The sequence below is a fragment of the Bartonella senegalensis OS02 genome (assembly GCF_000312545.1).
Lineage (GTDB): Bacteria > Pseudomonadota > Alphaproteobacteria > Rhizobiales > Rhizobiaceae > Bartonella > Bartonella senegalensis.
The window spans coordinates 149591-174572 of the sequence record NZ_HE997540.1; the positions used below are offsets into that span (position 1 = coordinate 149591).

The window sequence follows — 24982 nt, forward strand, 5'->3', positions numbered from 1 at the left end:
AATGCAGAAATAAATAAAAATATTTATTATTCTGCAAAACGCCGCATCACTAAAGAGGCATTTGTACCGCCAAATCCAAAGGAATTGGACAAAACCGTATCAATTTTTCGTTCGCGTGGTTTATGTGGAACAAGATCAATTTTCGTTTCAATTGATGGATTGTCAAGATTAAGTGTTGCTGGAGCTATATTATCTCGTATAGCTAAAACGCAAAAAATAGCCTCAGCTGCACCAGCTGCACCAAGTAAATGCCCTATCGATGATTTTGTTGATGACATGGAGACTTTTGGTGCATAATCGCCCAAAACACGCTCAACAGCCGCCAACTCTATAACATCAGCCATTGTTGATGTCCCGTGGGCGTTAATGTAATCAAGGTCGCTCACATTCACTTGTGCACGCTTAAGCGCAGCCATCATACTACGCTGCGCACCCTCACCATTCTCTGAAGGTGCTGTGATGTGGTAAGCATCACCAGATAAACCATAACCAACAATCTCAGCATAAATACGAGCACCGCGTTTCTTTGCATGTTCAAGCTCTTCTAAAACAACAATCGCCGCTCCCTCCCCCATCACAAAACCATCACGATCAGCGTCATAAGGACGTGATGCTCGTTCAGGGTCATCATTACGACAAGTAGAAAGAGCTCGACAAGCAGCAAAACCAGCAAGAGATATTCGATTTATCGGGGATTCAGTGCCGCCTGCTAGCATCACATCTGCATCCCCCAACGCAATCAAACGTGCTGCATCACCAATGGCATGCGCCCCTGTTGAACAAGCCGTTACAACCGAATGATTAGGACCACGCAAACCGTATTTAATAGACACATAGCCAGAAGCAAGATTGATCAAACGCCCTGGAATAAAAAAAGGAGAAATACGCCGCGGACCTTTATCACGAAGCGTGTAACCGGCCTCAACAATTCCTTCAATGCCTCCAATACCCGAACCAATTAACACACCTGTGCAAACCTGGTCTTCATCACTTTTTGGAAACCACTCAGCATCTGCAAGTGCTTGGTCAGCAGCTGCCACTGCATAAACAATAAATGCATCAACCTTACGCTGTTCTTTAGGCTCCATATGCAAATCAGCATTATATGTGCCATTTGTCCCATCCCCTACGGGGATACGTGCAGCAATCTGGCAAGATAAGTCGGATACATCAAATTCACTAATGCGTCGAGTACCACTTTTTCCTTCAAGAAGTCGCTGCCAACTATATTCAACATCACCAGCCAATGGAGACACCAATCCTAAACCAGTAATAACAACACGCCTCATGATTCTGTAACCCTGAATTGAGATTCACTCCTCAAAGCTTCCTTCCCCCAATAGCCGCTAAAGAATAGAGGCAAAAGCATCTTAACTTTACACCTTTGCCTTTTAGAAATTATGCAGAAGCTTTATCAATAAACTTGACTGCATCACCCACCGTGAAAATCGTTTCAGCAGCTTCATCTGGAATCTCTACACCAAATTCTTCTTCAAAAGCCATAACAAGCTCAACCGTATCAAGGCTGTCTGCCCCTAGATCATCGATAAAACTTGCATCTTCTACAACCTTATCTGCATTAACCCCAAGATGCTCTACGATAATTTTCTTAACGCGCTCTACTGTATCACTCATGTTGAAATCCTCAAATTTATAATATTTCCCATAATTTGGTTAGCTCTATCAAATCGCTTCATTAAGCAATAGATGCTTTAATTGTAAAGATTTTAGCAGCAATTTAAAACATCCTGTGGATATCCCCTAAAAAATGAAACAATCTGACCTTCCGACACCAATTGATTAACTCCCCTGGTAAAGAAACGGATGTTTTTTCTATTTTAATTGCCCCTATCTAAAATAATACGACTTATAAATCAATGTGGAATAACGTAAATACTCAGATCATTGCCATCCCACCATTGACATGAAGTGTTTGCCCCGTCACATATGCCGCTTTATCGCTGGCTAAATAAACAGCAGCAAAAGCGATTTCTTCCCCCATTCCCATACGTTTCATTGGAATCATAGTCATAATGGCTTCTTTTTGCTTTTCATTTAGTTTGTCGGTCATTGCAGACTTAATAAACCCTGGAGCAATACAATTGACAGTGATATTTCGTGAAGCAATTTCTTGTGCCAATGCTTTAGAAAAACCTATCAAACCAGCTTTTGCAGCACAGTAATTTGTTTGTCCAGGATTTCCAACAACACCAACAATAGAGGTTATGTTAATAACCCGTCCATAGCGACGACGCATCATTGTGTGTATCAATTCACGTGTCAAAATGGAAGCAGCTGTCAGATTGATCGCTAAAACATCATCCCAATCTTGATCCTGCATACGAACAAAAAGACCATCTCTTGTGATTCCAGCATTGTTAACTAAGATATCGACACCCCCCATTTCTCTTTCCGCTACTTCAGCCAGTTGTTTAATAGATTTACGGTCAGAAAGATTGGCAGGAAATACAAAAACATCTTTTCCTAAATCTGCAGCTATTTCTTGCAGCTTGTCTTCACGTGTCCCATGGAGTCCAACAATTGCCCCTTGCGCATGGAAACAACGCGCAATTGCCTCACCAATTCCTCCCGTTGCCCCCGTCACAAGAGCTTTACGACCTGTTAATTTAAACATTTTTTCAGACTCCTTAATAGACTAAATACCAAGCACCTGTAATGCTGCTTCTATTTCCTCCGCTGTCCCAACTGTTAATGCCTTTACATCCTTATTCATACGACGCGCTAAACCCGTTAATATCCTTCCAGAACCAATTTCAAAAAGCGTATCAACCCCATTGGCACTGATCCACTCAATCGTTTCACGCCAGCGCACTCTCCCAGTTACTTGTTGGACAAGAAGCGTTACAATACGCTCCGGATCACTTTCTGGTGTAACAGAAACATTGGCAACGAGAGGAACAATAGGAGCTGTTTTGTTAACAGTCAAAAGTGCATTCTTCATGGCATGAGCAGCAGGCTGCATTAAAGCCGAATGAAAAGGTGCAGAAACAGGAAGAAGAAGTGCACGTTTAGCACCTTTTTGTGATGCAATCTCTACCGCTGTCTCAACTGCTTTTGCTGCACCTGAGATAACAATTTGCCCACCACCATTATCATTAGCTATTTGGCAAAGCCCTTCCTCAACAACAGTTTCACAAATTTCTTCCACATCTTTCTCATCCAAACCAATAAGTGCTGCCATAGAGCCCTCACCAACAGCAACAGCATCCTGCATGGCATTTCCACGAATCCGCAAGAGCCTTGCCGTATCAGTAAGACTAAATGTACCAGCAGCACAAAGAGCCGAATATTCCCCTAAAGAATGGCCTGCAACAAATTTTACCTTCGTTTCTATATTAAGCCCTAATTGTTCCATCACACGAATAACAGCCATGGATACAGCCATTAAAGCTGGTTGCGCATTTGCTGTTAACGTTAAAACATCTGCTGGCCCTTCAAAAATGATCTCTGATAATTTCTCACCTAAAGCATCATCCACTTCCTCAAAAACCATTCGCGCTGCAACAAATTGCTCTGTAAGAACTTTTCCCATACCAATAAGCTGACTCCCCTGCCCTGGAAAAGTAAAAGCTGCACCCATCAATCGACTCCTAAATTGTTTAATGAAATTGTTTTCTTTTGAGCTGATTTATGGGCACAAATCAAGACAAAGTATCTTATTGGGAGCGAGTATTCCTCTTAAAATTATATTTTAATGGCGGAATTTGATACAAAAACTGAGGAAAATACGGTACTATAAAATGAATAACACCCCAACTGGTAAGACATCCTAAAATTGTACCAGCTAAAACATCAAAAGGATAATGTACACCAACAAAGATACGCGCCCAACAGATTAAACATAAAAATATCGCTGCAAACTGAGCAGCGATTTTGTATCGGTAAAAATAGAGACACGCCACATAAGGGGCAATAGTTAAGGCATGATTACTAGGAAAAGAAGCTGTTGCACGATGCTTTATCAGCGGTGTTGTCAAACCCACAACAAAAGGGCGTGGACGTAAATAAATAAGAGAAATAAGATAACCTATAAAAAGAGCCATAAAAATGCTCACACAAGTGCTGAGCACTACGCGTCGTTCCCTCTCTCCACCGCAAAACCACAACGTACAAAGATGTAGTGGGATAATATAAATTAAAAACTTTGCACAAAAAATACTCAATAAAACTAAAACAGACCATGATTGATGATGACCCGCAAACATTCCAAAAAGTGCAACATCAATCTGATTTAAAAAATCCATTCTTCTCTCCTTCCTTGTTATAGTTTTACAGCATTGTCTTTTTATGAAGAAGAGCAAAATGCATAAAAAATATATCAAGATTGAATAAATCACATTTTTTATGCGCGTAAACTTGCTATTTTAAAAGATAAGCTGTAAACACTAAGCGTTTGTTACCGGCACTTTGGCTGGAGATTGAACGGAGGACTGAAAAATACCAGTAGGAAATGCAATATTTCCGACCTCCTGTGTCTCCGCTCTCGAATGTCTCAAATGATAAACGCGTCCTTTCTTCTTTGGATTTCCAAAAAAGACAAGTCGCAGAGGCTTTGCGCTAAAACCGGTAAAGTTTAATTGAAGAAAGGCAAAACAATGGCTCTTTATGAACATGTGTTCCTTGCCCGACAGGATATTGCACCGCAGCAAGTTGATGAACTTTTGAATCTCTACAAAGGTGTCATTGAAGCGTATGGTGGAAAAGTTGGGCGTGTAGAAAATTGGGGTCTTCGTCCCCTTGCTTATCGTATTCGTAAAAATCGTAAAGCTTATTATGTATTGGTTAATATTGACGCACCAGCCACAGCAATTGCTGAAGTTGAACGTCAAATGCGAATCAATGAAGATATTTTGCGCTATATGACTATTCGTGTAGAAAAACATGAGAAAGAAAAGTCTGCTATGCTCTCGCGCCTTGATCGTAATAATCAGATTGGTCATGATGAAGAGCGTCCTCGTTCTCCACGTCGTCAACGTGAAGATGTTATAGAAGGAGTAGAATGATGACTGAAATTAATCAAACTGCAGCACGTCGTCCTTTTCACCGCCGTCGTAAAACATGTCCGTTTTCAGGTGTCAATGCTCCAAAAATTGATTATAAAGACATCAAATTATTACAGCGTTATATTTCAGAACGTGGGAAAATCGTTCCTTCACGGATTACAGCGGTTAGTCAGAAAAAACAGCGCGAATTGGCTAATGCCATCAAACGTGCGCGTTTTCTTGGCTTGCTTCCATATGTTATAAAATAATATCAAATGTGTTTTGCAGCTGGGGGGACTTCCCAGCTGCTTTTCTTATATGATTCAGCAATAGGTTTAATTGTATACTATAGGAAGATATAAAATATCAAAGTTGGGGCGTGATAATGCTCCTAACTGCTGAAAGCAGGACAGCAATAAATGAAAAACTTTCGTACTTATGAAATAATGACTGGTATTTTAGCTGGATTGTTTGCTGTTGTTATAGGAATGGCAATCATCAGTGTTATAAATATCGCACCTTATTTTTCTCTTCTTCTTGGTTGCTTTCTTTCACTGCCAATTTTTATTGTTGCATTTGGTCGAGGAACATTAGCCAGCCTCGCTGCCTTAATAAGTGCCACTGTTGTTCTCGTTATAGTAACAAATCTTTACATTGCTTTTGGCTTTACGTTATTGTTCTTTCTTCCTGCTGTCTATGCTTCTTGGCTTCTTGGGCTTGCAAGACCAGCACAAAAGGAAAATTCACTGATATGGTATCCCTTATCATCGGTTATCTTTCATTTAACCAACTTTATTGCTCTTATCTCAAGCTTTATCGGATTCTATGTTGAAACTCATCCATCAACGTCTCTTATTGCGAAAAAAATCACTGCAAACATAGCACAAGCTATGCAACAGTCACAGTCACTAAAGGAAACTGATATAGTTGCCTTTAGTGAACTTTTAATGACACATGCAGCAACTTTAACAGCTATTATTTTGACTGTTTATAGTCTGATTTTTCTCATTGGTAATCTTTATTTTTCAATGATAACAGCACAGCATATGAAGTGGCTCAAAAGACCTCGCGATGATTGGAGCAAAACCCTCCGACTTCCAATTTCGGGAATTGTTATTTTTATTGGTGTTTGTATAGCATCTATGATTGAGTTAGGCTTTACTCTTAATTTGAGCACGCGTGTCTTTAGCACTGCATATACTGTCGTCCTATCAATTAGTGGACTAGCATATCTCCACAATATTACAAAAGGGATAAACGGTCGGATCATTATACTCTCTCTTGTTTATATTGCTATTTTAACCGTCGTTTTTGCTCCACCTATTTCTTTCATGATGCTTTTAATGGGTATTTGGGCAGCTATTCAATACAACTTTCAGTCACGCAACAAACTTCATTAATTTATTTATTCGAAAGGAAAAACTATGGATATTATTCTACTTGAGCGCATTCCTCGTCTTGGTCAGATGGGTGATATTGTCTCAGTTAAAGATGGTTATGCACGTAACTTTCTTCTGCCTCAAGGGAAAGCTTTACGCGCTAATGAAGCGAATAAAAAGCATTTTGAAATACAGCGCGCGCAACTTGAAGCTCGTAATCTTGAACGCAAAAGCGAAGCAGAAAAAATTGCTGAAAAACTTGATGGTAAATCCTTCATTGTCGTCCGTTCAGCTGGTGAAACAGGACAACTTTACGGATCTGTGTCAACGCGTGATATTTCTGAAATCATAACAAGTGAAGGCTTTTCTATAGGACGCAATCAGGTTGAACTTAATCATCCAATAAAAACGATTGGTCTTCATAACATCACGCTTAGCCTACATCCTGAAGTTCAAATTTCTGTGATCATTAACGTTGCGCGTTCAGCTAGTGAAGCACAACGCCAAGCAGAAGGTGAAACTCTTACCTCTGCCGAAGCAATCTATGATGTTCAGAAAGAGCTCTTAGCAGAAAATCAAGAAGAAATGTTTGCTGAAAATCAGCAGAAAGCATTAGCAGAAGCAATGAATGACAACGATGCAAACAGCATCAATGAAGAGGCTTAATTGCCATTTTTTTCTGTTTTGCATTTTTTATTTTTCTACCATTTAAATTGGTATGTCATAAAAATACTCAGCTCCAAAAGCTGAGTATTTTATTATTACCATAATTTAAAAACTAAGTTCTTGTTACAGAATCAGCCTTTGATGTGTTGCTGTAAAAGCATAAAACCCCATATTATACAATATATTGTGACAAGCAATTTACATTAAGAAAACCATCACCAGAAAAAGAGAGGATAAAGTCACTTCTGGAAAGATAACGAGCTTGTTCAAGCACTTTCAGTGTGCTTTTGATGTAAAGGCACACGAAACTTTGTGTAGTCTATCACGTCTTCCTTTTTATATTTTCAGCAGGAATTATCCATAGATCGGTGTCAATCTGCTCTTTATAGATATGACACAAAGAATTTGCACAAACACTTATAAGGATAAGCAAACGCAAAGCTATATGTGTTAAGGTCGTCGTTTAGCAAAGTGCTTTATAAACAGCAGAGATATCTCTCCAATCCACATAGCCGGCATATTTCTCATTTTATGACGTTATTTTCTTAATTAAAGCTTTTTTTGTTATCTATGAATCAGCATTTAACTCTAGCGCAATAGCATGCTTGAGACAAAATTAAGATGGGTTAAGATCATTACATTACGATCTATATCAACTTTTGTATGCTAGATTGAAGCCAAGGTATTATTCTATTCGATTTATCTCCGATAATAGAACAGCATAATTTGGGGAGAATATAAAGCCTTAAAGGTTAAAACCAATTGCATTTTTACCCTTATCCCTTCATTTAGCCTTTTGTAACTTTCAAAAATATCTAGAGCAATATTTTTTAAATAATGGAGATTACGCGTTGCCTCACACTTTTGTTTCTCATATTCTTTAAGGGGATCATACCCCTCACACAAAACAGAGTGCTATTGTGTTTCGCACTCACGTGTTTGTTTTAAAAAGACACCTCCCTAATGCCCCCAATCTCATTTCACGATAGTATCTACGAAGAGTATAATGGAAAAGCCATTGTGCACCACCATCTTTACACCTATAATGGAGAAAGATGGCATCATTATTCTCTTTGTTAACTCTCAATGTTATGACAATCCTTGTATTGATGCAGTTTATAAGGAGCATTTTTACTTACTTAAGTAATTTTTAGTCACACTCCTTCCCTTGTACATATAAGCAAATAAGCGAATGATTTTGATTGATTCACTCTGATAGGATTTGAAATGAGAAAAGCTTACGATATTCTGATCTTTCATTGACATTGAAAAATAATAAATTATCTTTATAAATCAATATGATGTATATATTTTAAACCACGTAATTTCCTCATACCCAAAACAACAGTAGCATATTTTTTAGAAAAACAGAAAAAACAATTTTGAAAATTACCTGATACTCTTACCTGAAATTTTTAATTAAAAAGGTAAAATATAAAGAAATATGGTACGGCTTATATTGTTATTAAGAGATAAGAGATTAAAAACTGAAAATATGATTTTAACTTAACAAAAATTTATAATTCTATTCTTAACTCTTAATATGCATCACTCGGTTTGTTGCTTAAAATAGCTAAACATAATTTTAGTGGAAAAATGTTATGGAAGAAACAAGCATTGTTAATTTCAGCTCTTTGCAAAAAGAAGAAGCTTCTTTTCGGGAACTTCCTCATAACATTGAAGCTGAGCAAGCATTACTTGGAGCGCTTCTTATTAATAATGATGCGCTCGATCGCGTTTCAGATTTTCTCAAACCAGAACATTTTTTTGAGCCATTACATCAAAAAGTCTATGAGGTTTTGTCTCACCTTACACAAAATGGAAAACTTGCAAATCCGGTTACTATAAAGCCCTTTATTCCAGCAGAAGAAAAAATTGGAGAGATTACCGTATTCAATTATATTATTCGTTTAGCGAAAGAAGCAGTAACAATCATTAATGCTGAGGATTATGGACGAGTTATCTATGACCTTTTTATCCGACGGTCCTTGATTAACATTGGGAACCAAGTTGTTAATACAGCCTTTGATGCTCCTGTAGAGCTTACACCCTCCCAACAAATTGAAACTGTTGAACAGCAGTTGTTTGAACTAGCAGAAAAGGGAAAATATGGCGGTGGTTTTGAAAATTTTAATGAAGCCGTCAAAAAAGCTATTGATATGGCAACCGCTGCCAAAAAGCGTTCTTCACACTTATCAGGGATAGCTACCCATATTAAAACACTTGATGAAAAAATGGGAGGATTACAACCCTCTGATCTCATTATCCTCGCTGGTCGCCCTGGTATGGGTAAAACGTCACTGGCTACCAATATTGCCTTTAATATTGCTAATGCTTGCAATCGTGATGCTAACACGCAAGAGAATGAGGGAGGTACTGTTGGTTTTTTCTCACTTGAAATGTCATCAGAACAGCTTGCAACCCGTATTATTTCGGAACAAACAGAGGTTTCTTCTTCTGATATTCGGCGTGGATCTATTTTAGACGAACAATTTTCCAAAATCATCCGTGCAATGCATCAACTGCAAAAAGCCCCTCTTTACATTGACCAGACCGGTGGGATATCAATTGCCCAATTAGCAGCACGCGCACGGCGTCTTAAACGGCAACATGGTTTAGATGTCTTGATTATTGACTATATACAACTTATGACAAGTAATTCAAAGCGTTCTTCTGAAAATCGTGTTCAAGAAATTACAGAAATTACGACAGGACTCAAGGCGTTAGCTAAAGAACTGAATATTCCCATTATCGCTCTTTCACAGCTTTCGCGCCAAGTTGAAAATCGCACAGATAAACGTCCACAACTTTCAGATTTACGGGAATCTGGCTCGATTGAGCAAGATGCCGACATTGTCCTTTTTGTGTATCGTGAAGAATATTACCTTAAAAATGGCGAACCCAAAATAGGCACTCTTGAATATGAAAGATGGCAAGAAACAATGGACAAAGCTTTTGGAAAAGCCGAAGTTATTATTGCAAAACAACGTCACGGACCAACAGGAACCGTTCATCTTGCCTTTCAGTCTGATTTCACACGCTTTAGTGATCTGGCAGACAGTCATTATCTTCCAGAGCAATATGGTTAATCACTATGGCACGCATCCGTGTTCAATTTATCTGCCAAAATTGTGGAACTGTCCATTCACGTTGGGCTGGTAAATGTAATTCCTGTGGTGAATGGAACTCCCTTATTGAAGAAAATACGAGTAGCGGTATTGGTACTGGCCCAAAGAAAAATGTTCATAAGGGGCGTGTAGTTGCTCTTACGTCTCTTTCCGGAAATATCGAAGATGCTTCACGCATCCATTCTGGCATTGCTGAACTTGATCGGGTAACTGGAGGTGGTTTTGTACGTGGATCAGTCTTACTTGTTGGTGGTGATCCAGGTATTGGCAAATCAACATTGCTTACACAGACGGCAGCAGCCTTATCGCGAAAAGGACATCACGTTATCTATGTTTCAGGAGAAGAAGCTATTGCACAAATCTGCCTTCGTGCTCAAAGACTTGATGCTGCAAATACAGAGGTTAAGCTCGCTGCTGAAACCAATGTTGAGGATATTCTTGCAACCTTAAATGAACACAAAAACCTTGATATGGTTATTATCGATTCCATTCAGACCCTATGGTCAGATGCAGCAGATTCATCACCCGGCACTGTCACACAAGTGCGCATCAGCGCTCAAGCAATGATCCGCTTTGCAAAAAAAACAGGAGCGGCTGTTGTTCTTGTTGGACATGTTACAAAAGAGGGACAAATTGCCGGTCCTAGAGTTGTCGAACACATGGTTGATGCTGTTCTCTATTTTGAGGGGGAAGGTGGACATCATTATCGAATCCTTAGAACTGTAAAAAATCGCTTCGGACCAACGGATGAAATTGGTGTTTTCGAGATGTCTGATAAAGGATTACGGGAGGTGATTAATCCATCTGAACTTTTTTTGGGTGAACGAAATGAAAAAGCACCAGGCGCTGCGGTTTTTGCAGGAATGGAAGGAACACGCCCGATATTAGTAGAAATTCAAGCACTTGTTGCTCCCTCTTCACTTGGAACACCAAGACGTGCTGTTGTTGGATGGGATGGTAATCGCCTTTCAATGATTCTTGCTGTCTTAGAAGCCCATTGCGGCATTCGCTTTGGACAACATGATGTCTATCTGAATGTTGCAGGCGGATATCGCATATCAGAACCAGCAGCTGATTTAGCTGTTGCCGCAGCTTTGGTATCTTCTCTCACAAATATTCCTCTCCCAACAGAGTATGTCTATTTTGGTGAAATAAGCCTTTCAGGAGCTATCCGCGCAGTTTCTCATTCAGCACAGCGTATCAATGAAGCCCAAAAACTCGGATTTCAAGGATCTGTTCACCCCACTGCAACACCCAAAATGATAAAATTGCCAACCTTTCAACAAAAAACATTCTCTGAACTTCCTGAGTTGATTGCCGCCCTTGCAACAGGTAAAAGGCGAACTCCCCCGCATACATCATAATAAAGAAAAAACTCTATAAAATGAAAAAGATCCTTGCTATAAGAATAAAAAATGGCATAACCACAAAATACTTGTATGCTATTTAAATAAAACGCAATTTATATATAAGGAATAAACAAATGATCATAACAGTTCTTGATGGAATTGTCGTAGCAGTCATCCTGTTTTCTGCCTTTCTCGCCATGCTCCGAGGATTTTCACGAGAAATATTGTCGTTGATTTCTTGGGCAATTGCCGCTGTCGTTACGTTGTTTTTATTTAAACCCGTATTACCTTTCTTTGAGAAGTATATTTCTAATAAAATGGTTGCGTTGATCACAACATTGATTGTGATTTTTATTATTGTTCTGATTATTACTTCCATCATTACAATGAAAATATCCGATTTTATTATTGATAGTCGAATTGGTATATTTGACCGCACTATCGGTTTTATTTTTGGAGCACTGCGCGGCTTATTAATCATGGTCATTGGCATGTTACTCATTAATGCACTTGTTAAACCTGAACAACAACCTGACTGGTTAAAAGACGCAAAAACAAGGCCCATCATTGATTCACTGGGACAAAAAGTTTGGGACATATTGCCTAAAAATCTCGATACTGTTCTCGAAAAAGCAGAACAATTCTTTAAAAAAGACGATACAAATACAATTGATCAACATTCTCATGAAAATATGTCCCCTAAAAACGGAAAATAGTTTGTCATTGAGGAAAAAATTCAGATAATACTAAAGCCATAATACGAACCATTTCTCACATCACAAACGAAAGAATAGGATGACAAAAATCGACATTCCGTTTCAGGATTTCTCACTGAATGACGATACCCTTCATGAAGAATGCGGAGTTTTTGGTATTCTTGGCCATGAAGATGCCGCGACCTTAACAGCTCTGGGGCTTCATGCACTTCAGCATCGTGGACAAGAAGCAGCTGGGATTGTTTCTTATCATAATAAAGTGTTTCATCAAGAAAAGCATCTAGGTCTTGTTGGTGATCACTATACAAATCCTGCAACGCTTGCTCGTTTACCAGGAAATCGCGCTATTGGGCATACCCGTTATTCAACAACTGGAGAAATAGCACTACGCAATGTACAGCCCCTTTTTGCTGAGTTAAAAGCTGGAGGTATTGCTATTGCCCATAATGGCAACCTCACCAATGGTCTTACATTACGCCGAGAACTCATTGCCTCTGGTGCCATTTGTCAATCAACATCAGATTCTGAAGTTTTTCTTCACCTTATCGCACGTTCACGTTATGAATCGTCATCGGATCGCTTTGTTGATGCTATTCGACAAGTGGAAGGTGGTTATGCCATGTTAGCACTCACACGCACCAAGCTGATTGCTGCGCGTGATCCGATAGGTATTCGACCTCTGGTGATGGGTGAACTTGATGGTAAACCAATATTTTGTTCCGAAACCTGTGCTCTTGATATTATTGGAGCAAAATATATCCGTGATGTTAAAAATGGTGAAATCATCATATGTGAAATACAAAAAAATGGTGAAATTACTACAAAAATTATAAAGTCAGAAAATAATAAACCAGAAAGACTTTGCCTTTTTGAATATGTCTATTTTGCTCGTCCTGATTCAATCGTTGGAGGGCGAAGTGTTTATACGGCACGTAAAAATATGGGTATTCATTTGGCGCAAGAGGCTCCCTGTGAAGGTGATATTGTGGTTCCTGTTCCTGACGGGGGAACACCCGCTGCAATTGGCTATGCCCAAGAAATTGGAATTCCCTTTGAGCTTGGTATTATTCGTAATCATTACGTTGGACGCACTTTTATCGAACCAACACAACAAATTCGCGCTTTTGGGGTTAAATTAAAGCATTCTGCAAATCGTCCTGTTATCAAAGGAAAACGCGTTATTCTGGTTGATGACTCCATTGTACGTGGAACAACATCCGTTAAAATTGTGCAAATGCTTCGCGATGCAGGAGCAAAAGAAGTGCATATGCGTATTTCTAGCCCTATGATTTTCCATCCCGATTTCTATGGCATTGATACACCTAAAGCTGAAAGCTTGCTGGCTAATCAATATCCAGATTTAAAATCGATGTGCAATTTTGTTGGAGCTGATTCATTAGAATTTCTTTCAACAGATGGTCTCTATCTTGCTGTGATCGGGGAAAAACGAAATAATGCTGATCCACAATTTACTGACCATTATTTTACTGGAGATTATCCTACACATCTCGTCGATCAAGAAAATATTCCTGAAATTCATCAATTATCTCTCCTTAAAACAAGAGATTAAGGATGAAAAAACTTGATTTTAGTCTCTTTGGTCGTGTTGCACTCGTTACCGGTGCCTCAAGGGGAATTGGGTATCATTTAGCACTAGAACTTGCAGAACGTGGCGCTCACATTATTGCTCTGGCACGAACAATCAGTGGGCTTACTGAACTTGACAATCAAATCCGCAAAAAAGGTGCTCGTACAACACTCATCCCAATCGACTTACATCATATGGAAAACATTGATTCTCTTGCTGTTTCAATTGCTCAGCGCTGGGGAAAACTCGATATTATGATCGCAAATGCAGGAATACTTGGAACACTTTCGCCAATAGCACACACAGAAAATAAGGTTTTTGAAGATGTTTTTCAAATAAATCTCATCAGCCAATGGCGCTTAATGAAAGCTGTCGAACCCTTGTTGCGTCAATCTGATGCTGGACGAGCAATCCTGTTATCCTCAAGCGTTGCTCATATTGCGCGTGCTTTCTGGGGACCTTATGCAGCCTCTAAAGCCGCTCTAGAGATTATTTCCCGCTGTTGGGCAGAAGAATTAAAGCAAACTCCAATCAAGATTAATTGTGTTGATCCCGGTGCAACACGCACGACCATGCGCGCACAAGCTATGCCTGGAGAAGATCCTCAAAATCTTCCTTCACCACAAGAGGTTGCAGCAAAAATAGCATATTTATTCTCACCTGACTTAAAGGAAACAGGCAAACTCTTTAATGTGCGGAAAAATCGATTTGTGGATTATCATGCACCTCATTAAAGCAATAAATTGATTTATACAAATAATTCATTTTTCTAGTGAATTAGAAAAGTCTTTTGAGAAAAGAGGAAATATACCTCTCATGAACCACCTAAATTAAGAGCAATCATAACATTGAAAATTGGTAAATAGAATGATGGTGGGGATTTCGTGTCTTTAATTGTAAACAGGATAGTGCATAATCAATTCTTGCCCTACTCTACACCCATCACCATAAAGTGGATTTGAAAATAGCAAGAAATATTTTTTAAAAAGCAAATTTATGAATGAATAGCATTCCTGGCGTGCTTTTCTTTGTTATGAAGCATAGAAATGACCAGCCGGAATTAGATTTCTTTTTATTTCTCATGTGCTTACAAAAAAATATGAAACTCTACGAATTTGAAAGAGCTTTAACATTTGTCTTTTTTTCTTCCAAAGCAGCTCGTTTATTATAAGCCACAAAGCTACAGGGAAGAAAAATCATATAGCTAACAGCTGTGATCAATAAAGTGTGCCATGTATAAGTTGCCAGAAAACCTACATAAATAACAATACCCAGCATACACGGTACAACGATATCGCGTCTCAAATTTTGATCAATTGTTTTTCCACTCCACACAGGTAAACGACTGACCAAAAGAAAAGCAATAATGACAGTATAAAGGCTAAAAAACAATGCCCAACTCCAACTTGGTACCAAACCAAGCGCTCCTAAATACATAGGCAACAAAAGCAATAATGCCCCTGCTGGAGCCGGAACACCAACAAAATAATTTCCCTGCCATTTTGGTATATCTGGATTATCCAGCATCACATTAAAGCGTGCTAAACGCAAACAACAAGCAACACAATAGACAAGTCCTGCGACCCAGCCAACTTGGTGAGCTTGATTCAAAACAAAGGAGTAAACAATCAATGAAGGCGCAACACCAAAATTAACAACATCGGCAAGAGAATCCATCTGCGCTCCAAAAGATGAACTCCCATCCATCAAACGGGCAATGCGACCATCAGCCCCATCTAAAATGGCTGCCAAAAGCACCATTAAAATAGCAGCTTCATAGCGGTGCTCAAAAGCTAAACGAATACTGCTCATCCCTGCGCAAATCGCTAAAATAGTAATAATATTGGGAATGATGTATCGCATCGGTGTGGGTGAACGCCACCGATTTCCAGCATCATCATGCTGTCCTTCAGGATTAAATGAGGAAAATAGGGAAAAATTTCTCATTGCTCATCCTAATCAAATCTAAATTCAGTTGTAGCACTTTTATCGTCAAAAGAGCCTAAAACTGTTTCTCCAGCAATGGCTGTCTGACCAACTGCAACACGCAATTTCACTTCAGCTGGTATATAAATATCAAGACGAGAACCAAAACGAATGAGCCCAAAACGTTGCCCAGTAATAACGGAATCATCTTCTTGTGACCAACAAACAATCCGGCGAGCAATTGCTCCAGCTATTTGTACCACACCAATTTTACCATGCTTACTACCAATCACCAGCCCATTTCGCTCATTAAATTGGCTGGCTTTATCAAGCTCAGCATTGGCAAACCGACCTGGATGATAGACAATAGATTCCACTGTACCACTTATAGGAATACGATTGATATGGCATGAAAAAATATCCATAAACACAGAAATACGAATCATTTCTGTATTCCCTAATCCCAATTCTTCAGGCGGAATACAAGTCCCTGCAAATGAGATACGCCCATCAGCAGGAGATATAATCCAATTTGGATTCAAAGGAACCACGCGATCTGGATCACGGAAAAAATATATACACCATACTGTGAGGACAAGACCACACCAAAACAAAGGACTCCATACCCAACCAAGAATAAGCGAAATAACAAAAAAAGCTATGATAAAAGGATAACCCTCTTTATGAATTGGAGCAAAGCTATTATGGACAGATTGTAGAATACTCATATAATTTCCTATTCATCAATATGATTCAATAAGTAATAAAGCTTTTTGTTCCTCCCATCTTTTTCTATACTTAATCAATCACTTTCTATAAAGCTAAAGATCATTTCACGCAGCTTATTTTTTACGATTAACAACACCAAACTCATCTTTTTCACGCATTTTACGTAATTTTTCTTCTGCTTGCGATGCTTCAAGTTGCTTATTCCACATTGAAGCATACAAACCTTTTTTACGCAAAAGTTCTGTATGTGTTCCATTTTCAATAATACGACCATTTTTGAGAACCAAAATTTCATCAGCATTGATAACAGTAGAAAGACGATGTGCAATGATCAATGTTGTACGCCCACGGCTTACAATATCCAATGCTTGTTGAATTTCTTGTTCTGTTGCTGTATCAAGCGCCGCAGTTGCTTCATCAAGAATAAGAAGTGGAGGAGCTTTTAATAATGTCCGTGCAATGGCTACACGTTGTTTTTCACCACCTGATAGCTTGAGTCCACGCTCACCTACCATAGATTGAAAACCTTCCGGAAGTATCTCAATAAATTTTGATATCTGTGCCATTTCAGCAGCTTTGCGCATCTCTTCCTCTGTAGCACTTGGACGCCCGTAGCATATGTTATAGGCAATTGTATCATTAAATAACACTGTGTCCTGCGGGACCATACCAATAGCTTCCCGCAAGCTTTTTTGTGTGACATCACGGATATCTTGTCCATCAATTGTTATAGAGCCTGCATCAACATCATAAAAACGAAAAAGTAATCGAGAAATAGTCGATTTACCAGCACCTGATGGACCAACAATTGCAACGGTTTTGCCTCCTGGAACCTCAAAATCAATATCTTTGAGAATCTGGCGATTCTGATCATAGGAAAATTGTACCTGATTAAACCGAATGCTCCCATTATTAACCACTAATGGTTTGGCATCTAATTTATCACCAATTTCCTGCTGAACATCGAGAAGATCAAACATAGCTTCAATATCCGTTAAGCCTTGTCGAACATCACGATAAATTGAACCAATAAAATTCAACGGAATAGAAAGTTGCATTAACAACGCATTAATAAAAACAAAATCCCCTAAGGTTTGTGCCTTATGAAAAATTTCGTAAGCCGACATCAACATCAGGGTCGTCATTCCAATACCAAAAATAACGGACTGACCAAAATTCAGCCAGCTTAAAGATGTCCAAATTTTTGTCGCAGCTTTTTCATAACCTGCCATAGAAGCATCAAATCGATATGCTTCTAGAGTTTCATTGCCAAAATATTTAACCGTTTCAAAATTTAAAAGAGAATCAACAGCACGTGTATTGGCCTCAATATCTGCTGTATTCATTTCTTGCCGAATACGAATACGCCAATCACTCGCTTTAATTGTGAACCACGTATATAAAACAACTGTTATTACAACTATAAGAAAATAATGCCAGCCATAGCTTATGTAAAACACAAATGCCGTCAGAGCGAATTCTAACACCGTTGGCACTGTATTAAGAATTGAAAATCTCACAATAGCTTCAATTCCCTTCGTACCACGCTCAATTACACGAGATAGTCCACCTGTTCGCCTTTCTAAATGAAATCGCAAAGACAGTTCATGAATATGGACAAAGGTCTTATAAGCCAACCGACGAATAGCATGTTGACCAACCATTGCAAAAAGGGCATCTCGTAATTGGTTTAGTCCAGCTTGAACAATACGTGCGACATTATACGCCAAAACGAGCATGATAGGCACAACCCAACTGGATGGAAACCATACAGGGAAATCTAAGCTTACATCGAGCGCATCCGTAGCATATTTAAAGAAATAAGGGACAGATATGAGAATCAGCTTGGCTAAAACAAGATAAAATACCGCCCATATTACACGTATCTTCAGATCACGCCGATCTGCCGGCCACATATAAGGCCATAAATTATAAAGCGTACGGAGAGTTTGTCCTGTATCTGACGAGACAGTTTTTACCATTTTATTATGTTTCATAAAACCCTGACTTCTCTGTCATCCATTCAGCAAGTATCATAATATTTCCCCCTCTTGTCGTTTACAGGTTATACTCTTTTTCTATACGCTTGTCGTAAACTATACTGCTTAATAGTTTTAGGCTAGACTGTTTTTGAAAAAGGGACAAGAAATAATCCTTGAGAGGATTTATTCTTTTGATCTGTATTCTTCTCATACCACTCTGCTGCAAATAAATTTTCAACCTTTACATGCTTTTTTTTCAATTCGGCTTGCAGCCATTTCTTCGATTTACCGATCTCTTTAAGACCATCATCGAGAATTTCGCCACTTTGCACTAAAATGGTAGACTTTTTTCCCTCTTCTTTTTTAATAACAGTACAGTCGCCATTGGTCTCCAAACGAACAAAAGCTGCTTCATGTAAATTACAACCTTTAATACGTAACATTGTAATTAAATCATTTACATTGATACCCAACTTCTTAATCTCATCCATTTGAAAAATACCATCTAAAACTAATGCAATACTCCGCCCCATAACAAGATGACGAAAAAAGACTGAATGGCGTCCCCATACATTAAGAGAGGTAATCAAAGTTTGCCAAGTGAATAAGACAAGCAATAATTGAATGATACTGATATTTTGATTATAAATAACACCCCCAATGATACTCCCCATCACAAAATTGCTTACCAAATCAACCGGTGTCATTTGTCTAAGACTACTACGACCTGTCGTTCTTAAAATTAAGAGGAAGGCAACAAGGCCTACAACCAATTTAAGTGCAACATATCCATAATAAGATAAAAATTCCATCAAGCTTCCTCCCTGAGTTATGAAAGCTGCTTGCTAGAATTCGAGACTCAGAACCGTTTTATTTCCCACAGAGTCGTACGCTCACCAGTTTGTGGATCCTTGATATCTTTTAAGATAATCCCCTCGGCTGCAAGCTTATCACGAATTATATCCGCAGCTGTCCACTCTTTATTATGGATAAGTTGCAACCTTTCGGCAATGCGCTGATCAATAAATTTTGCATCAAGAGCAGTTTTTCTCATAAATAATGGGCATCCTCCATCCCTAACCCATTCTCGCCGCAAGAGTCCAAATAAATTCATCCCATTTGCAAGAGCAACAACATTCCCTTGTTTATAAAATTTTCGTAAAAGAGTAAGTGCTTTAGGAGTGTTGAGGTCATCACTAAGTGCATTTATCAAAGAGTCATCAATAACTTCATTCTTCTTCTCTATCTCCTTCTTTTCACAACGAAGCAACTCATACCAACGATACAATTCGCTACTGGATTGCCTTAAACGCTGAGCGGTCCAATTTAACGGTTCACGATAATGCGTTTGTAACATCGAAAAACGAGCAGATAAACCAGCCCAATTTTGTTTCATTTCATTTGTCAAAATATCATTGAATTCAAAAAAATCACCCTCTAAAATGGAACGAATGGTGATGAAGTTGCCAAGGCTTTTAGACATCTTCTTGCCTTCAATTTGCAAAAAACCATTATGCATCCAAAGATTAGCCATGCGCTCAGTCCCGAAAGCTGAACAACTTTGTGCAATCTCATTTTCATGATGAGGAAAAATCAAATCAAGTCCACCACCATGGATATCAAAAACATTCGCTGTTGGATCATCACATGTTAAACCACCGCCATAGGGTGCTAATAGCTTTGCCATGGACATTGCTGAACATTCAATATGCCACCCCGGACGCCCCAAAACAGGAATTCCTGCCGGCGATGTCCAACCTGGTTCCCCTTCAGCAGATGGCTTCCATAAAACAAAATCCATCTCCTCCCTTTTATAAGCTGCAACATCAACACGTGCCCCTGCTCTCATTTCACCTAATGAACGTTTTGCAAATGACCCATAATGGGGATTATTCTTTATACTGCTTACTGAAAATAAAACATGATTTGCCGCTTTATAAGCGTGCCCCTTTTCAAGTAATCTTTCAATTAAAGAACGCATCTCCTCTAAATGATCGGTTGCGCGCGGTTCACTAGTTGGCTTGAGACAACCAAGTGCCATTGTATCTTGCTGAAATTGAGTATATGTGAGCTGCGTTAATTGGCGAATAGCATCGTTTAGCGCTAATTCTGGATATTCATAAGCTGCACGTGCATTAATCTTATCATCTACATCTGTAATATTACGGGCATATATAACGTGCTCTTTGCCATAGATATGGCGTAATAAGCGGAATAAAATATCAAAAACAATGACAGAACGTGCGTTCCCTATATGCGCGTAATCATAAACTGTTGGACCACAAACATAAAGGCGCACTCTCTTTTCATTTATTGGTATAAAATTCTCTTTTTTACGTGTAAGCGTATTATAAAATCGCAGCTCTTTCATCCTTATACTCCGTTAGCGATATTACTCGCCGCTTTTCAAAATAAAGCTTACCCAAAATCATTGTCTTATGTAGATTGAGATTCAAACTTTTTCATTTTATGGAAATTTTCATCACTGCTCCACTTTATAGATTTTCTCCATCATTTATCACAAATAACAATCCTTATTTTTATTTGATCAAGCAAAAGCATTTTCTTGATAAAGATCTCTCATCCCCTTTCTTGATGATAAAACTTTTAGAGAAAGAAATTTTCGATGCAGCAAAAATAACGTGCATTTATACAAAAAATCTGAAATTTTTAATCACACGAAAATTTATAAAAATTTTCAATATTCCCATAAGTCTTTCCTTACTGTCTCTTATGCCCTAAATTTTATAATAAGTCCCGATGCTCGTCATCATGCATACGTCATTTTGTCCGTATTTTTTAACATATACTCAATGACAAAATGACTTTCTCTGCGATTGTAATTGTATAGAAATTTATTCAAATGGAGTCATAAAATAATGCGCAATACATTGATAAAAATTGCTCTTTTAACATTTTATGTAACTCCAATGCCAACTTTTGCGCAGCAATCTCCACCTTATGATGCAAAATTGTTACGACTGGCAGAAATTTTGGGAGCCCTACACTCTCTACAAAATCTTTGCAGTACTCCAACAAACCACTGGTATGACCACATGAGTGCACTGATTGAGGCAGAAAAACCGTCTCCACAAAGACGTGCTTATTTTTATGAAGCCTTTAATGAAACTTATCGTGCTTTTTCAGAAAATTATCATCGTTGTACACAATCAGCAATTGAAGCAAACCAACGATACATTAAAGAAGGAAAATTCTTATCCGAAAACCTTCTTACACCTCTTAGCAATTAACCGCCTATAAAAACAGGAAACCTTTAAATTTTTGCTATATTCATGATAATAATTGAAAAAATAAATGAACTAATCAACAAAATCTAACATAAAGAACTATTTCAATTGCTAAAAAACAAATCCGCAAAAGACTTTTATTTATGGGTACTAATTCATCATGAGAAGTTTTTCCAAACAAAAAATCATCCCATAAAACCTCTCAATTTTTATCTGTTCACACCAAAACTTCCGTAAATTTAACAGGCTGTCCCTGTGAAGGGGTCACAATTTCACCTTCCCACATAACCCGCATGCCACGAATAATGGTCCCAACGGGCCAACCTTTAACCTTTTTACCATCATAAGGTGTCCAACCCGCGCGTGAACCAATCAATGCATTTGTCATAATCTCTTCCCGTTTAAGGTCAACAATAGTTAAGTCCGCATCATATCCAACAGCAAGGCGTCCTTTACAACTTATACCAAAAATACGACTGGGGCCATGAGACGTGAGATCAACAAAACGTTCAAGAGATATCTTCCCTGCATTGACATGGGTTAACATAATTGCTGCTGTTGTCTGCACACCTGTCATCCCTGAAGGTGAAGAAGGATAAGCTTGAAGCTTTTCTTCAAGCGTATGGGGCGCATGATCAGAACCTAAAATATCGATAATACCCTGCTGAACACCGTACCAAAGAGCTTCACGGTGGTGACTCTCACGGATAGGTGGATTCATCTGAATCAACGTGCCCAATTGCTGATAATCATCAGACGTTAAAGTCAAATGATGGTGCGTGACTTCAATTGTTGCGATATCCTTATGATTTTTCAAAAAATTAATTTCTTCCGCAGTAGAAAGATGTAAAATATGGATACGCGCCTTTATTTCATGCGCGATTTTCACCAAGCGTTGCGTACATTTTAATGCTGCAACCTCATCACGCCAAACCGAATGTGATGATGCATCCCCTTCAATACGTAACATTTTACGCTCTTTAAGCCTTGCTTCATCTTCAGAATGAAAAGCCGCTCGACGGCGTATATTTTTCAAAATAAGACGGACACTTTCATCATCATCCACTAAAAGATCACCCGTAGAAGACCCCATGAAAACTTTAATTCCGGCAGCACCAGGAAGTCTTTCCAACTCAGCCAATTGATGTACGTTTTCACGTGTTCCCCCAACCCAAAATGCAAAATCACAATGCATCCGGTGAAATCCGCGTTTTACCTTATCAGTCAATGTTTCTTCCGATGTTGTCAATGGATCAGTATTAGGCATTTCAAAAACTGCTGTCACTCCCCCCAAAACCGCAGCACGAGATCCACTTTCCAAATCCTCTTTATGTTCATTACCCGGCTCACGAAAATGAACTTGGCTATCAATGATACCAGGCAAAATATGGAGCCCTGTACAGTCAATCACCTCCCCAGCAGACGTACGTGTAAGATCACCAATTTCAGCAATACGACCATTCGTGACACCAATATCACGTTTGCTACTTCCGTCATGATTTACAACTGTTGCGCCTTTAAAAATTGTATCAAATGTTTTAAACATGATCGTACTCTTTCAATGTTCCCTTGTTCATCGATTATGTAACTTTAAGCAGAAAGGCAAGAACCATGATCGAAAAGCCAAATGCCATTCGCTTTAAAAACCGTAACATTATTAAAGTTACGGGTGAAGAAGCAACACATTTTCTGCAATCCCTTATCACAACAGATGTCAAAAAAATCGGTCCACAAGAAATTTTTCCTGGAGTCCTTTTATCCCCACAAGGAAAGGTTGTTGTTGATTTTCTCATCGGCAAAAGAGATGACGGCTATTTTATTGATATTTCTTCATCTTTATCTGATACTCTCTACAAGCGCCTGCTTCTCTATAAGCTACGCACAAAAGTAGAAATTATGCAACCATTCCAAGAACTTGTTACAGTTTTTTGGAAAAATGAAACAGATACTTCCAATTTTGATTCAAGTTTTATTGATAAACGGTTTCCAACAAAAGAAAAAATAATACGAATCTATGGTGAAACACCCTTTTTGACTCCAGAATATCATGACAATTGGAATCGATTGCGTGTCCGTTATGCAATTGCTGAAAGTGATAAAGACTATGAAATAGGTAAAGTCTTTCCCCATGATATTAATTATGATCAAATTAACGGATTAGCATTTAACAAAGGGTGCTATATCGGACAAGAAGTTGTCTCACGAATGCATCATCGGCGTGCAGCACGGCGCCGTATTTTACTCATAAAAAGTCCACATGAATTAACTCCAGGTTCCAACATTGAAGCAGAAACAAAAATTCTTGGTTCTTTAGGAACATGTGCTGCAAATGAAGCTCTCGCTTTAATGCGTATTGACCACGTTAAAGATGCGATGGATAATAATATCCCCTTTACAGTAAAAGATATTCCCGTCACTATAAGAATTGCTGAAAATATGAATTTTACCTTCCCTGAAAGCACCGTGGAAACGCATTAATGGCTAAAGTTCATTTATCACAAAATGGAGAAGCACGCGCTTGGCAAAGAATGCTTTCGGGTCGGCGGCTTGATCTTCTCAACCCTTCTCCTTTTGATATCGAAATTGAAGATATTGCCCATGGACTGGCGCGTGTTGCACGTTGGAATGGTCAAACACAAGGAGAATATGCCTATTCTGTTGCACAACATTCACTCTTGGTAGAACAAATATTTCAGAAACTTTTTCCGCAATCGCAGAGCAATGAATGCCTCTGTGCTCTTCTTCATGATGCACCAGAATACGTCATCGGTGATATAATTTCACCCTTTAAAGCTGTTATAGGAAAACAATATGAACTCATCGAAAAACGTATCCAAGATGCTATCCATATGCGCTTTTCTCTCCCCGTTGATCCCTCTCAAAAGCTCTTAAAAAAAATCAAACAAGCTGACCGCATTGCTGCATTCCACGAATCTATCGCTCTTGCCGGATTTAATACAGAAGAAGCTATTCGCTATTTCGGTCACCCGGATAATATCTCACCCGAAGGACTCAATTTGCAACCATGCTCGACACAGAAAATTGAGAACGCTTTTTTAAAACGTTTTCATGATTTTGATATCGAGAGGTCACATTGATATCGTTTTTGATTATTTATCTTTTGTTACAAGTAAAACACTCCATAGTATCTTAACTCCATGATTTGAATCTTTTGATATATGTAAAAGTCTTCATGTAATTCTCTATAAATTTCATAGAACATCATCTTTACTTTTATAGGAAAGAATATTCAAAAAACACTGTGTAT

The 24982-nt window shown here is 38.6% G+C and carries 23 protein-coding genes; 12 read left to right on the forward strand and 11 right to left on the reverse strand.

All coding sequences use genetic code 11. The features are described from left to right. Positions 1 to 26 precede the first annotated feature (26 nt). The 5 genes from fabF to BN200_RS00640 form a co-directional block, all read right to left on the reverse strand. Positions 27 to 1289, reverse strand: coding sequence for a beta-ketoacyl-ACP synthase II (gene fabF, locus BN200_RS00620; protein WP_019220465.1), 1263 nt, complete (start codon positions 1287 to 1289; stop codon positions 27 to 29). A 109-nt stretch (positions 1290 to 1398) separates the two neighbouring features. Then, positions 1399 to 1635: an acyl carrier protein gene (locus BN200_RS00625; protein WP_011180466.1), complete on the reverse strand. Its 237-nt coding sequence runs from the start codon at positions 1633 to 1635 to the stop codon at positions 1399 to 1401. A 262-nt stretch (positions 1636 to 1897) separates the two neighbouring features. Continuing rightward, positions 1898 to 2635 carry a 3-oxoacyl-[acyl-carrier-protein] reductase gene (gene fabG / locus BN200_RS00630; protein WP_019220466.1) on the reverse strand — a complete coding sequence of 246 codons (738 nt, stop codon included), beginning with the start codon at positions 2633 to 2635 and terminating at the stop codon, positions 1898 to 1900. Positions 2636 to 2656: 21 nt separating this feature from the next. Beyond that, on the reverse strand, positions 2657 to 3601 hold the full coding sequence (gene fabD / locus BN200_RS00635; protein ID WP_019220467.1) for an ACP S-malonyltransferase: 945 nt from the start codon (positions 3599 to 3601) through the stop codon (positions 2657 to 2659). A 76-nt stretch (positions 3602 to 3677) separates the two neighbouring features. Then, entirely contained in the window at positions 3678 to 4265 is a 588-nt protein-coding gene (locus BN200_RS00640; RefSeq protein WP_019220468.1) for an undecaprenyl-diphosphatase, read from the reverse strand. A gap of 351 nt (positions 4266 to 4616) precedes the next feature. Between BN200_RS00640 and rpsF the strand changes: the two genes are divergently transcribed. The 9 genes from rpsF (at position 4617) to BN200_RS00690 (ending at position 14563) form a co-directional block, all read left to right on the forward strand. Further along, a complete protein-coding gene (rpsF, locus tag BN200_RS00650) occupies positions 4617 to 5024 on the forward strand; it encodes a 30S ribosomal protein S6 (protein WP_019220470.1) in 408 nt (135 codons plus the stop codon). Further along, entirely contained in the window at positions 5024 to 5272 is a 249-nt protein-coding gene (rpsR, locus tag BN200_RS00655) for a 30S ribosomal protein S18 (protein ID WP_019220471.1), read from the forward strand. The genes rpsF and rpsR overlap by 1 nt, the downstream gene beginning before the upstream one ends. Positions 5273 to 5422: 150 nt before the next feature. Next, the gene (locus BN200_RS00660; RefSeq protein WP_019220472.1) at positions 5423 to 6403 is read left to right on the forward strand and encodes a hypothetical protein; all 981 of its coding nucleotides are present in this window, start codon (positions 5423 to 5425) and stop codon (positions 6401 to 6403) included. 24 nt (positions 6404 to 6427) lie between these two features. After that, positions 6428 to 7048 (forward strand): 50S ribosomal protein L9, encoded by a 621-nt coding sequence (gene rplI / locus BN200_RS00665; RefSeq protein WP_019220473.1) that lies wholly within the window; start codon positions 6428 to 6430, stop codon positions 7046 to 7048. A gap of 1601 nt (positions 7049 to 8649) precedes the next feature. Further along, positions 8650 to 10137 carry a replicative DNA helicase gene (locus BN200_RS00670; protein WP_019220474.1) on the forward strand — a complete coding sequence of 496 codons (1488 nt, stop codon included), beginning with the start codon at positions 8650 to 8652 and terminating at the stop codon, positions 10135 to 10137. 5 nt (positions 10138 to 10142) lie between these two features. Next, entirely contained in the window at positions 10143 to 11540 is a 1398-nt protein-coding gene (gene radA / locus BN200_RS00675; RefSeq protein WP_019220475.1) for a DNA repair protein RadA, read from the forward strand. A gap of 119 nt (positions 11541 to 11659) precedes the next feature. Next, entirely contained in the window at positions 11660 to 12241 is a 582-nt protein-coding gene (locus BN200_RS00680) for a CvpA family protein (protein WP_019220476.1), read from the forward strand. A gap of 79 nt (positions 12242 to 12320) precedes the next feature. Further along, positions 12321 to 13811, forward strand: coding sequence for an amidophosphoribosyltransferase (purF, locus tag BN200_RS00685; RefSeq protein WP_019220477.1), 1491 nt, complete (start codon positions 12321 to 12323; stop codon positions 13809 to 13811). Positions 13812 to 13813: 2 nt separating this feature from the next. Beyond that, a complete protein-coding gene (locus BN200_RS00690) occupies positions 13814 to 14563 on the forward strand; it encodes an SDR family NAD(P)-dependent oxidoreductase (protein ID WP_019220478.1) in 750 nt (249 codons plus the stop codon). Between the two features lie 373 nt (positions 14564 to 14936). Here the strand turns inward: BN200_RS00690 and pssA are convergent, their stop codons facing one another. The 5 genes from pssA to cysS form a co-directional block, all read right to left on the reverse strand. Continuing rightward, entirely contained in the window at positions 14937 to 15776 is an 840-nt protein-coding gene (gene pssA / locus BN200_RS00695; RefSeq protein WP_019220479.1) for a CDP-diacylglycerol--serine O-phosphatidyltransferase, read from the reverse strand. An 8-nt stretch (positions 15777 to 15784) separates the two neighbouring features. After that, entirely contained in the window at positions 15785 to 16483 is a 699-nt protein-coding gene (locus BN200_RS00700; protein WP_019220480.1) for a phosphatidylserine decarboxylase, read from the reverse strand. A 114-nt stretch (positions 16484 to 16597) separates the two neighbouring features. After that, complete coding sequence (locus tag BN200_RS00705; RefSeq protein ID WP_019220481.1) at positions 16598 to 18481, reverse strand: ABCB family ABC transporter ATP-binding protein/permease; 1884 nt, start codon at positions 18479 to 18481, stop codon at positions 16598 to 16600. A 122-nt stretch (positions 18482 to 18603) separates the two neighbouring features. Then, entirely contained in the window at positions 18604 to 19278 is a 675-nt protein-coding gene (locus BN200_RS00710) for a DUF421 domain-containing protein (protein WP_019220482.1), read from the reverse strand. A 47-nt stretch (positions 19279 to 19325) separates the two neighbouring features. After that, positions 19326 to 20837, reverse strand: a complete 1512-nt coding sequence (gene cysS, locus BN200_RS00715) for a cysteine--tRNA ligase (RefSeq protein WP_019220483.1) — start codon at positions 20835 to 20837, stop codon at positions 19326 to 19328. 508 nt (positions 20838 to 21345) lie between these two features. Here cysS and BN200_RS00725 point away from each other — a divergent pair. Then, entirely contained in the window at positions 21346 to 21717 is a 372-nt protein-coding gene (locus BN200_RS00725; protein WP_019220485.1) for a TIGR02301 family protein, read from the forward strand. Positions 21718 to 21931: 214 nt separating this feature from the next. Here the strand turns inward: BN200_RS00725 and BN200_RS00730 are convergent, their stop codons facing one another. Then, entirely contained in the window at positions 21932 to 23260 is a 1329-nt protein-coding gene (locus tag BN200_RS00730) for a dihydroorotase (RefSeq protein ID WP_019220486.1), read from the reverse strand. A 65-nt stretch (positions 23261 to 23325) separates the two neighbouring features. Here BN200_RS00730 and ygfZ point away from each other — a divergent pair, with 65 nt between their 5' ends. Both ygfZ and BN200_RS00740 read left to right on the forward strand, forming a co-directional pair. Continuing rightward, positions 23326 to 24192 carry a CAF17-like 4Fe-4S cluster assembly/insertion protein YgfZ gene (ygfZ, locus tag BN200_RS00735; RefSeq protein ID WP_019220487.1) on the forward strand — a complete coding sequence of 289 codons (867 nt, stop codon included), beginning with the start codon at positions 23326 to 23328 and terminating at the stop codon, positions 24190 to 24192. After that, positions 24192 to 24812, forward strand: coding sequence for a YfbR-like 5'-deoxynucleotidase (locus BN200_RS00740; protein ID WP_019220488.1), 621 nt, complete (start codon positions 24192 to 24194; stop codon positions 24810 to 24812). Before ygfZ ends, BN200_RS00740 begins: the two co-directional genes overlap by 1 nt. Positions 24813 to 24982 lie beyond the last annotated feature (170 nt).